We start from the raw sequence: 12,008 nt of genomic DNA, 5'->3' as shown, positions 1-12,008 counted from the left end.
ACTAAACACCATGAATAGCCCAGTAAACGCCAACGTTGTCCACGAGTCCGAAGCCCAGCGCCAACACGCCCGGGTAAAAATCCCGGCCAAGCTGCGCTTCTTCGGCGCCGACCAAACACCGATGGAAGTGCGGGTCATCGACCTGTCCGCCGGCGGCCTGGCATTCAACGCCCCGCAGCAGCCACTGAAAGTCGGAGATGTGCATAAGGGTCGCCTGCAGTTCGTGATCGATAACCTGGGCCTGGCGATGGACGTTGAGCTGCAGATTCGCTCCTACGACCGCCAGACCGGCCGCACCGGTTGCCAATTCCAGAACCTCGACGCACAAGACATCTCCACCCTGCGCCACCTGATCACCTCGCACCTGGCCGGCGACATCGTGACCATGGGCGACGTGCTGGCGACCCTGCAACGGGACAACTTCACCAAGGCGCGCAAGGTCAAGGACGGCGGCAGCAACATGACTGCGGCGGGCCGCCTGCGGGCGGTGACCTTCAGCCTCGGGATCTTTGTGGTGGGGTTGGTTGCCTTCGGTTTTGTCGTCAAATCGGTGTACGGCATGTACTTCGTCAGCCACGCCACGTCCGGCCTGGTGAGCGTGCCCGGGATGAATGTGACCATGCCTCGCGACGGCACCGTACAGAGCCTGATCAAAGGCGATGCGGTCGCCGCCAAAGGCGCGCCATTGGCGACGTTCAGCACCAGCATGCTCGACGTGCTCAAGGGCCATCTGGACGAAGACCAACTGCAACCGGCCAAGGTTGAAGAGCTGTTCGGCAAACAAATGACCGGCACCCTCACCTCCCCGTGCGACTGCGTCGTGGCCCAGCAATTGGTCGCCGACGGTCAGTACGCCAGCAAGGGCGACGTGATCTTCCAACTGGTGCCACGCGGCAGCCAGGCCAACGTTGATGCACGCTTCTCCTATCGCCAGTTTGCCGACGTTCGCCCGGGCACCCGCGTGAACTTCCAGGTGGCGGATGAAGAGCAGGTGCGTACCGGCACCATCGTCAGCAGCACCAGCCTGAACAGCAGCGAAATGTCTTCCGACATCCGCGTGCAGATCAAACCCGATGCCCCGCTGGACAGCACCTACGCCGGTCGCCCGGTTGAAGTGACCAGCGACCGCGGCCCATCCCTGAACTGGCTGATCGACAAAGCCATGGCTCACGGTCTGTAAGCGAGGACATGCCTGTGAACCCTACTCTAAAAACAGCGCTGGCCAATGTGGGAGCCGGGCTTGCCCGCGATGACGGTGGTGAATCCACCATCGGCATCGCAGGCAAGCCAGCTCCCACCCAAAGCAGGTCCCACTCTGCCTTGGCGTATTGTGCCCTGGCCTTGGCCGTGAGCCTCGCCGGTTGCGCCGGCCTGCCCGACCAACGCCTGGCCAATGAAGCCCTCAAGCGTGGCGACACGGTTACCGCGCAGCAGAACTACCAGCAACTGGCAGACCTGGGCTACAGCGAGGCCCAGGTGGGCCTGGCGGATATCCAGGTCGGCACCCGCGACCCCGAGCAAATCAAGCAGGCCGAAGCAACCTATCGCGCGGCTGCCGATACCTCGCCCCGTGCCCAGGCACGCCTGGGTCGCCTGCTGGTGGCCAAGCCCGGCGCCACCGAAGCCGAACACCATGAAGCCGAAGGCCTGTTGAAAAAGGCCTTTGCCAATGGCGAAGGCAACACCCTGATCCCGCTGGCAATGCTCTACCTGCAATACCCGCACAGTTTCCCGAACATCAACGCCCAGCAGCAGATCAGCAAATGGCGCGCCTCGGGTTACCCGGAAGCCGGTCTAGCCCAGGTGCTGCTGTATCGCACCCAGGACACCTACGACCAGCACCTGGATGAAGTGGAAAGCATCTGCAAGGCCGCGCTGAACACCACCGATATCTGCTACGTCGAGTTGGCCACGGTCTACCAGAAAAAAGCCGAGCCGGAAAAACAGGCCGAACTGCTCAAGCAAATGGAAGCCGGCTACAGCCGTGGCACCGTCACCGCCCAACGGGTCGATAGCGTGGCTCGCGTGCTGGGTGATGCAAGCCTGGGCAAGACCGACGAAAAAACCGCCCAGGCCCTGCTGGAAAAAATCGCCCCTGCTTACCCGGCCTCCTGGGTCAGCCTGGCGCAACTGCTCTACGACTTCCCGGAACTGGGTGACGTCGACCAGATGATGAAGTACCTGGACAACGGGCGCGCCGCCGACCAGCCCCGCGCCGAACTGTTGCTGGGCAAGCTCTACTACGAAGGCAAGTGGGTCCCGGCAGATGCCAAGGCCGCCGAAGAACACTTCCAGAAAGCCGTCGGCCGCGAAGTGGCTGCCGATTACTACCTCGGCCAGATCTACCGCCGTGGCTACCTGGGCAAGGTCTATTCGCAAAAGGCCCTGGACCACTTGCTGACGGCTGCGCGCAACGGCCAGAACAGCGCCGACTTCGCGATTGCCCAACTGTTTTCCCAAGGCAAAGGCACCAAGCCCGACCCGCTTAACGCCTATGTCTTCAGCCAGTTGGCCAAGGCCCAGGACACGCCGGAAGCCAACGACCTGGCGACCCAGCTCGAAGCCCCGCTGACCCCGGAACAACGCGCCGAAGGCCAACGCCTGGTGCAACAGGAACTGGCGGTGCGCGGCACCCTGGCCCAAAGCACGCTGCAATTGCACGCCCTGCAAGAAGAAGACGGCGAGGAATCCCTATGAAGCTCAACCCATTCGTCAAGGCCGGCATCGGCCTGACCTTCGCCCTGCTGTGGTCGTGCCCGACCCTGGCCGCGCTGACCGAAGCCAAGAATTTCGGCCTGGAAGTCAAAGTCACCGGCCAGTCCGAAGATGACCGCGACCTGGGCACCCAGAAAGGCGGCGACGTCAACGGCATCGGCCTTGACCTGCGCCCGTGGATCTACGGTGAAAGCGGCAACTGGAGCGCTTACGCCATGGGCCAGGCCGTGACCTCCAGCGACATCATCGAGACCGACACCCTGCAACAGTCCTCGGATGACGCCACTCAACAGACCAGCAATGACGACCGCAAAAGCAAGAAGAACTACCTGGCGATGCGCGAGTTCTGGGTCGCCTACGGCGGCTTCACGCCCTATCCCGGCGAGATCCTCAAGCTCGGTCGCCAACGCCTGCGCAATGACGACGGCCAATGGCGCGACACCAATATCGAAGCGCTGAACTGGACCTTCGACACCACCTTGCTCAAGGCCAATGTCGGCGTCGCCGAGCGCTTCAGTGAGTACCGCACCGACCTCAAGGAACTGTCGCCCAAGGACAAGGACCGTCAGCACCTGTACGCCGACGCCGCCTATCAGTGGACGCCAGGCCAGTGGATCGGCCTGCGCGCGCACCACACCCATGACGACGGCAAGCTCGACTACCCGGAACCGGGCGTGGCCACCGACTCGCTGGACAAGCGCGAGAACGGCGACCTGACCTGGCTCGGCATCGAAGCCAACAGCGATGCCTATAACTGGCGCAACACCAACACCGTCAACTACTGGGCGAGCGTCACCGGCATGCAGGGCGACCGCGACACGGTCAACGCCTTGAACGCCGACGGCACCCGCCCGGCCAACGCCAAGCGCAGCGATGACGTGAATGGCTGGGCCACCGATTTGGGTGTACGCCTGCGCCTCGACCCGCAGTGGCAAGTGGGCGCCGCCTACTCCCGCGCCAGTGCCGAATACGAGCAGAACGGCCTGCAAAGCAACCGTTCGAACTGGACCGGTACCCAGTCCCGCGTCCACCGCTTCGGCGAAGCGTTTCGCGGCGAGATGAACAACATGCAGTCCATGAGCCTGTTCGGTTCCTGGCAGCTGCGCGAGGACTATGACGCCAGCCTGGTGTACCACAAGTTCTGGCGCGTCGACGGCAACAAGCCGGTGGGCAGCAACGGCATCGACGCCGTGCAGAACAACACCGATGACGTGACCGGCGCGATCCTGTCCAGCACGTCCCTGCCGCTTGAAGACGGCAAGAAAGACCTCGGCCAGGAGATGGACCTGGTGGTCACCAAGTACTTCAAGAAAGGCCTGCTGCCGGCCGGGCTCAGCCAGTCGATCGACGAACCGTCGGCCCTGGTGCGCTTCCGTGCAGGCGTGTTCAAACCGGGCGACGCCTACGGCAGCCAAGTCGACTCGTACATGCATCGCGCCTTTGTCGACGTGATCTGGAAGTTCTGATGGGAGCCTGCGCAATGAACCCTCAAGCCCTCAAAGGCTCGGTCAGCCTGCTGGTCGCAGCCATGCTGCTGGCCAGCACTTCGGCCTTCGCCGATGTCGCGCAGCAGGTCAAGGCGCCGACCATCGCCAAAGAGCTGCAACAGGCCAAGACCTACACCATCTCCAGCCCGCCGACCGCGCCGCTGGAGTTGGCCAAGCCTGCGCTGCCGGACGTGTCCGGCTACACCGCGGCGAATATCGCGAAAAAGATCGTGCGTACCAAGCCAGGCAAAGTCAGCATCCGCCGGATGATGCAGGAAGACGCCCTGAAGGACTTCATCGGCGGCGACAACAAGATGGCCGAATGGGTGGTGCGCCAGCACGGTATTCCCCAGGCGATCTTTGTCGACGACGGCTACATGAACCTCAAGGACCTGCTGAAGAAAGTGCCCAAGCAGTACTTGAGCGAAACTTCGCCGGGGGTGTTCCTGGCCAAGTTGCCGATCGTGGTGGGCCGTAAAGGCATCCTCGAAATCGACAAGCAGACTCAAGAGCTGCGCCTGTCCCAGGAAGCCGGTTCGTTCCTGATCAACGACGGCCAGCTGTTCGTACGTGACACCAAAATCACCGGCTGGCGCGAGAAGACCAACGGCCCGGCGACCTTCCAGTCGCCCAAGGAATTTCGTCCGTTCCTGCTGGCCTGGGGCGGCACCGAGACCTACATCGCCAACAGCAAGATGGCCAGTTTCGGCTACGCCAACAGTAAGTCGTATGGCGTGAGTATTTCCCAGTACACGCCGAACATGGCCAAGGTGCTCAAGCGCCCCGAGCCGACGGGCTGGATCGTCGACTCCGAGTTCTCGGACATGTGGTACGGCTTCTACTGCTACGAAACCACCGGCTTTGTGCTCAAGGGCAATACCTACAAAGACAACATCGTCTACGGCATTGACCCCCACGACCGTTCACACGGCCTGATCATCACCGACAACACCGTCTACGGCACGAAGAAGAAGCACGGCATCATCATTTCCCGGGAAGTGAACGACAGCTTCATCTTCAACAACCGCAGCTTCGACAACAAGCTCTCGGGCCTGGTGATCGACCGTAACAGCGTCAACAACCTGATCGCCGACAACGAGATCTACCGCAACCACACCGACGGCATCACCCTCTATGAGAGCGGCGATAACCTGCTGTGGGGCAACAAGGTGATCAGCAACCGTCGCCACGGCATCCGCGTGCGTAACAGCGTGAACATTCGCCTGTACGAGAACATCGCCATGGCCAACGGGCTGACCGGCGTGTACGGCCACATCAAGGATTTGACCGACACCGACCGCGACATCGCCCTCGACCCGTTCGACGCCAAGGTCTCGCTGATTGTAGTGGGCGGTGAACTGGCCGCCAACGGCAGCGGGCCGCTGTCCATCGACTCGCCGTTGAGCGTCGAGCTGTACCGCGTGTCGATGCTTGCGCCGACCAAATCCAGTGGCATCAGCTTCTCGGGCGTTCTCGGCGATCGCCAGGAAGAGATTCTCGACTTGCTGGTACGCCAGAAGAAAGCCGTGCTGATCGACCCTGTCGAACGCCAGACCGAAATGCAGGACTGAGGATGACCTTTATGCACCCACACATGATCAAACTGCTCAGCCTTTCGGGTTTGACCCTCGGCCTGCTCGCGGCCAGCCAGGGCGTGCGCGCCGACGAAATCAAGGCGCCAACCTTCACCGCCGAACCGTGCTGCAGCCTGTGCCCGGCCGCCCACGATGCGAAGAACTACACCACGCGCTACCAGCAGAACTTCACCACCCTGGTGCAAGCCCAGGGCGATTGGTTGTTCCGTACCCAGGAAGACCTGCGCACCGAATTCGACACCAGCCCCGCCGGCTACAAACGCATGCAGCAGCTGCACGATGCGTTCAAGAGCAAGGGCGTGGAACTGGTGGTGGTCTACCAGCCAACCCGTGGTCTGGTGAACCGCAACAAGCTCAACCCTGAAGAGAAAGCCAAGTTCGATTTCGACAAGGCCCTGGGCAATTACAAGACCATGCTCGGGCGTTTCGCCAAGATGGGCTACGTCGTGCCGGACCTGTCGCCGCTGACCAACGAGCAACTGCCGGACGAGTTGCCGGCCCACGATTTCTACTTCCGCGGTGACCAACACTGGACGCCATACGGCGCCCAGCGCACCGCCAAAATCGTCGGCGCCAAAGTGCGGGCGATGCCTGAGTTTGCCGGCATCCCGCAACGTGAATTCGAGACCAAACGTTCCGGTCGCATGGGCAAGACCGGCACCCTGCACAACATGGCCGGGCAGCTGTGCGGCACCAGCTACGCGATCCAGTACATGGACCAGTTCACCACCGAGCCCAAGGGCGAAGCGGCGGACGGCGACCTGTTCGGTGATTCCGGCAACCCGCAGATCACCCTCGTGGGCACCAGCCACAGCGGCAAGAACTACAACTTCGCCGGCTTCCTGGAACAGGAAATCGGTGCCGACATCCTCAACGTCGCCTTCCCCGGCGGTGGCCTGGAAGGCTCGATGATCCAGTACCTGGGCAGCGAAGAATTCCAGAAGACCCCGCCGAAGATTCTGATCTGGGAATTCTCGCCGCTGTATCGCCTGGACCAGGAGACCATCTACCGCCAGATGATGGCGCTGCTGGACAACGGCTGCGAAGGCAAGACCGCACAGATGAGCGCCAGCACCACGCTGAAACCCGGCAAGAACGAATTGCTGGTTAACAGTTCGAACAAAGACCTGCGCAACGCCAGCCATCAGGTCGACATCCGCTTCGCCGACCCGTCGGTGAAAACCCTGCAAGCCACCCTCTGGTACATGAACGGGCGCCACGAGGACATCAAGATCGAGAAACCCGAAACATCCGATACAGACGGGCGTTTCGCCTTTGAACTGCGCACCGATGAAGACTGGGCCACGCAAAACCTGCTGGCCGTGGAAGTGCAGGGCCCTGAAGCGGGCCAGGCCGCGCAGAAAGTCGAGGCGAAAATTTGCACACGCAACGTATTCCCCGCCGGTGGTCAACAGACTGCTTCGGCCGGGCAATGAGGTTACCTATGCAGAAGTTATTGATTCCATCGTTGCTGGGCCTGGCGATCTTCGCCGGCTCCGTCAATGCCGCCGCGCCATTGCGTCCGCCGCAAGGCTATTTTGCGCCGATCGAGGCGTTCAAGACCGGCGACTTCAAGAATGACTGCGACGCCATGCCGGCGCCGTACACCGGCTCGCTGCAATTTCGCAGCAAGTACGAAGGTTCGGACAAGGCTCGTTCCACGCTGAATGTGCAGTCCGAAAAAGCCTTTCGCGACAGCACCGCCGACATCACCAAGCTGGAAAAAGACACCAGCAAGCGCGTGATGCAGTTCATGCGTGACGGTCGCCCGGAGCAGCTGGAATGCACACTCAACTGGCTCACGAGCTGGGCCAAGGCCGATGCATTGATGTCCAAGGACTTCAACCACACCGGCAAGTCCATGCGCAAATGGGCGTTGGGCAGCATGGCGTCGGCCTATGTGCGCCTGAAGTTCTCCGATTCCCACCCGCTGGCCAACCACCAGCAGGAGTCGCAGTTGATCGAAGCCTGGTTCAGCAAAATGGCGGATCAGGTGGTGAGCGACTGGGACAACCTGCCGCTGGATAAAACCAACAACCACTCCTACTGGGCCGCCTGGTCGGTGATGGCGACCTCCATCGCCACCAACCGTCGCGACCTGTTTGACTGGGCCGTGAAGGAATACAAGGTCGGCGCCAATCAGGTGGATGCCCAAGGCTTCCTGCCCAACGAATTGAAGCGTCAGCAACGGGCTTTGTCGTACCACAACTACGCCCTGCCGCCGCTGGCGATGATTGCCAGTTTTGCCCTGGTCAACGGTGTGGACCTGCGCCAGGAAAACAACGGCGCCTTGAAACGCCTGGGCGACAACGTGCTGGCCGGGGTGAAAGACCCGGAAATCTTCGAGAAGAAGAACGGCAAGGAACAAGACATGAAGGACCTCAAGGAAGACATGAAATTTGCCTGGCTTGAGCCCTTCTGCACCCTCTACACCTGCGCGCCGGAAGTGATCGAGCGCAAGCACGGGATGCAGCCGTTCAAGACGTTCCGCCTCGGGGGTGACCTGACCAAGGTCTTCGACCCGGCGCACGAGAAAGGCAACAAAGGCAGCTGATACAAGGCTCCCACACCTGGACTCGGTCCAAATGTGGGAGCTGGCTTGCCTGCGATAGCGGTATGACATTCAGCGTTGATGTCGACTGACACACCGTCATCGCAGGCAAGCCAGCTCCCACACTGAACACGTACACCCTCCCAGATTCGTGGGGGGGTTTGGGGGGGCCGTTGGCCCTTGACTGTTGGTTAAACATGGAGAGATCGGGATGGTTTTCTCGTCCAATGTGTTCCTGTTTCTGTTCTTGCCGATCTTCCTCGGCTTGTACTATTTGAGCGGGCAACGCTATCGCAATCTGCTGCTGCTGGTTGCCAGTTATGTGTTCTACGCCTGGTGGCGAGTGGACTTCCTGGCGCTGTTCGCCGCCGTGACGCTGTGGAACTACTGGATCGGCCTGAAGGTCGGCGCGGCAGGCGTGCGCACCAAGCCGGCCCAGCGCTGGCTGCTGTTGGGCGTGGCGGTCGACCTGTGCATCCTCGGCTACTTCAAGTACGCCAATTTCGGCGTCGACAGCATCAACCTGATGATGAAGTCGGCGGGCCTTGAGCCTTTCATCCTGACCCATGTGCTGTTGCCGATCGGTATCTCGTTCTACATCTTCGAGTCCATCAGCTACATCATCGACGTGTACCGCGGCGACACCCCGGCCACCCGCAACCTGATCGACTTTGCGGCGTTCGTGGCGATCTTCCCGCACCTGATTGCCGGCCCCGTGTTGCGCTTTCGCGACCTGGCCGACCAGTTCAACAACCGCACCCACACCCTCGATAAATTCTCCGAGGGCTGCACGCGGTTCATGCAGGGTTTCATCAAGAAGGTGTTCATCGCCGACACCCTGGCGGTGGTCGCCGACCATTGCTTCGCCCTGCAAAACCCTACGACGGGTGACGCCTGGCTCGGCGCGCTGGCATACACCGCGCAGCTGTACTTCGACTTCTCCGGCTACAGCGACATGGCCATCGGCCTGGGCTTGATGATGGGTTTCCGCTTCATGGAAAACTTCAAGCAGCCGTACATCAGCCAGTCGATCACCGAGTTCTGGCGGCGCTGGCACATCAGCCTGTCCACCTGGCTGCGCGACTACCTCTACATCACCTTGGGCGGCAACCGTAAAGGCACGCTGACCACTTACCGCAACCTGTTCCTGACCATGCTCCTCGGTGGCCTGTGGCACGGTGCGAACATCACCTACATCGTGTGGGGTGCCTGGCACGGCATGTGGCTGGCGATTGAAAAAGCCATCGGCCTCAACACCGCACCGCGCAGTTTCAACGTCGTGCGCTGGGCCTTCACCTTCCTGCTGGTGGTGATGGGCTGGGTGATCTTCCGCTCGGAAAACCTGCACGTCGCCGGCCGCATGTACGGCGCAATGTTCAGCTTCGGCGAGTGGTCGCTGTCGGAACTCAACCGCGCCAGCCTCACCGGCCTGCAAGTGGCAACCCTGGTGGTGGCATACGCAACCCTGGCGTTTTTCGGCCTGCGGGACTTCTACAACAACCGCCCACCGGAAAAAACCAAGCCTGCGGTCAACACCCAGGCCGACGGCCCGGCCACTGCCCAACCCGGCTTGATCAAGGCCGTACCGGGCGATAACCCAGGCAGCATCCACGAGCCCGGCTACACCGTGGGCACTGAGGCCACCGTGCAACCGGCCTACTGGAGCGCCACCTGGCCACGCTACGCCATGCGCGCCGCCGTGCTGCTGTTGTTCGTGGCGTCGATTCTCAAACTTTCGGCGCAGAGCTTCTCGCCGTTCCTTTACTTCCAGTTCTGAGGGAGCCGACCATGACCCGTTCATTACGCGTCCTCTACATCGCCTTGTTCCTCGCCGTGCTGCTGGCGCTGGGCGCCTGGTCGATGCGCAGTTTCCTGGGCTTCAGCACCAACGCCGACGCTACCGTGCTCAACGGTCGCTGGACCAAGGCCGTCGAGACCCATTACGACGACCAGTTCCCGATCAAGCGCCTGGGCACCAACCTCTGGGCCGCCCTGGACTACAAGCTGTTCAATGAAGGCCGCCCTGGTGTGGTGATTGGCCGCGATCACTGGTTGTACAGCGACGAGGAATTCAACCCCATCGTCAACGAGGACCAGAACCTGCAAGGCAACTACGCCCTGGTGGAAGGCGTGCGCCAGAAGCTCAAGGCCCAAGGCATCCAATTGGTAATGGCGATCGTGCCGGCCAAAGTGCGCCTGTACCCGGAACACCTGGGTGAAGTGCAGCCGGCGAGTATCCACGCCGGTCTGTACCAGGACTTCCATGCCCGCATGGCCGCCGACAAGATCATCGCTCCCGACCTGATGGGCCCGCTGCAACAGGCCAAGCTGCATGGCCAGCAAGTGTTCCTGCGCACCGACACCCACTGGACCCCGGACGGCGCTGAAGTCGCGGCCAAAGAATTGGCCAAGACAATTGCCAACAAGACGCCCCTGAGCGGCGAGCCTCAACGCTTTGTCACCGAAGCCGAGAAGACCGAGCCACACAAGGGCGACCTGCGCCTGTTCCTGCCCCTGGACCCGCTGTTCGAAAACCTGATGCCGCCGAAGGAGCCGTTGCAAAAACGCGTGACTCACGTGGCTGAAACCAAAGGCGACGACGCCCTGTTCGCCGACAGCGAAACCCCGGTGGCCCTGGTAGGCACCAGCTACAGCGCCAACCCGAACTGGAACTTTGTCGGCGCGCTGAAGCAAGCCCTGGGCAGCGACGTCATCAACTATTCCGAAGACGGCCACGGCCCGATCCTGCCGATGCTCAGCTACCTGAAAAGCGACGACTTCAAGAACAGCCCGCCACAGGTGCTGATCTGGGAGTTTCCTGAACGTTATCTGCCTGTGAACAACGAAATCGGCGATGCCGACCCGCAGTGGGTTGCGCAGCTCAAACAAGCCGGTATGCGCCAACAGAACATGGCTATCAACACCCCCGCCGTTAAAAACATGAACTCCGAGACGCCCAACCGGGCGCAAAACTGAAAGAGAGGTAACTCACATGACTTTCACTACTACTCCGCGTCGTCTCGCAAAAACCTTTGCCCTCGTTGCAGGCATGAGCGTTATTTCGATGTCCGCCTTCGCCGGTGGCGACGCCGCCCTCTACGGTCCCGTCGCGCCAAAAGGTTCGAGCTTTGTGCGGGTGTACAACGCCAGCAACCAGGAAGTCAGTGCCACCGTCGGCAGCACCAACCTCAACGAGGTTGCCCCGCTGGCCAGCAGTGACTTCAGCTTCATGCCGGGCGGTGACTACAGCGCCAAGGTCGGCAGCCAGACCCTGCCGGTCAAGCTCGCCGCCGACCACTACTACACCCTGGTCAGCAGCGGCAGCGGCCAGCCGCAACTGATCGAAGAACCGCCGTTCAAGAACAAGCAGAAATCCCTGGTGCGCGTGCAGAACCTCAGTGACAAGTCGCTGACCCTGAAAACCGCCGACGGCAAGACCGACGTGGTCCAGGCCGTGGCTGCCAAGGGCCGTGGCGAGCGCGAAATCAACCCGGTGAAGGTCAGCCTGGCGCTGTATGAAGGCGACAAGAAAGTCGGCGACGTGAAGCCGGTAGCCCTGGAGCGTGGTGAGGCCGCAGTGCTGTACGTCACCGGCACCGGCGCCAACCTGTCGCCAGTGTGGGTCAAGCGCCCAGTGTCGACTCGCTAACTATTTACCGG

General features: G+C 61.5%; 9 protein-coding genes. All 9 read left to right on the top strand.

Annotated features, from left to right (window positions below; translation table 11 throughout):
- The first annotated feature begins 10 nt into the window (after positions 1-10).
- The 9 genes from ACUN0G_RS18650 (at position 11) to ACUN0G_RS18610 (ending at position 11,997) form a co-directional block, all read left to right on the top strand.
- A complete protein-coding gene (locus ACUN0G_RS18650; protein ID WP_421523709.1) occupies positions 11-1,180 on the top strand; it encodes a PilZ domain-containing protein in 1,170 nt (389 codons plus the stop codon).
- Between the two features lie 95 nt (positions 1,181-1,275).
- Complete coding sequence (algK, locus tag ACUN0G_RS18645; RefSeq protein ID WP_421523759.1) at positions 1,276-2,697, top strand: alginate biosynthesis TPR repeat lipoprotein AlgK; 1,422 nt, start codon at positions 1,276-1,278, stop codon at positions 2,695-2,697.
- Positions 2,694-4,181, top strand: coding sequence for an alginate export family protein (locus tag ACUN0G_RS18640; RefSeq protein WP_003216288.1), 1,488 nt, complete (start codon positions 2,694-2,696; stop codon positions 4,179-4,181). The genes algK and ACUN0G_RS18640 overlap by 4 nt, the downstream gene beginning before the upstream one ends.
- A complete protein-coding gene (gene algG, locus ACUN0G_RS18635) occupies positions 4,181-5,773 on the top strand; it encodes a mannuronan 5-epimerase AlgG (protein WP_445573981.1) in 1,593 nt (530 codons plus the stop codon). Before ACUN0G_RS18640 ends, algG begins: the two co-directional genes overlap by 1 nt.
- A gap of 11 nt (positions 5,774-5,784) precedes the next feature.
- Entirely contained in the window at positions 5,785-7,233 is a 1,449-nt protein-coding gene (locus tag ACUN0G_RS18630; RefSeq protein ID WP_258348625.1) for an alginate O-acetyltransferase, read from the top strand.
- An 8-nt stretch (positions 7,234-7,241) separates the two neighbouring features.
- Positions 7,242-8,351 carry a mannuronate-specific alginate lyase gene (locus ACUN0G_RS18625; protein WP_445573980.1) on the top strand — a complete coding sequence of 370 codons (1,110 nt, stop codon included), beginning with the start codon at positions 7,242-7,244 and terminating at the stop codon, positions 8,349-8,351.
- A gap of 208 nt (positions 8,352-8,559) precedes the next feature.
- Positions 8,560-10,125, top strand: coding sequence for an MBOAT family O-acyltransferase (locus ACUN0G_RS18620; RefSeq protein ID WP_177080108.1), 1,566 nt, complete (start codon positions 8,560-8,562; stop codon positions 10,123-10,125).
- 11 nt (positions 10,126-10,136) lie between these two features.
- The gene (locus ACUN0G_RS18615; RefSeq protein WP_445573979.1) at positions 10,137-11,324 is read left to right on the top strand and encodes an alginate O-acetyltransferase; all 1,188 of its coding nucleotides are present in this window, start codon (positions 10,137-10,139) and stop codon (positions 11,322-11,324) included.
- Positions 11,325-11,340: 16 nt separating this feature from the next.
- A complete protein-coding gene (locus tag ACUN0G_RS18610; RefSeq protein ID WP_026077992.1) occupies positions 11,341-11,997 on the top strand; it encodes an alginate O-acetyltransferase AlgF in 657 nt (218 codons plus the stop codon).
- Positions 11,998-12,008 lie beyond the last annotated feature (11 nt).

The organism is Pseudomonas sp. 32A (assembly GCF_052682255.1).
The sequence above is the reverse complement of the archived record's forward strand: the minus strand, read 5'-3'. Positions and strand labels throughout refer to the sequence as shown.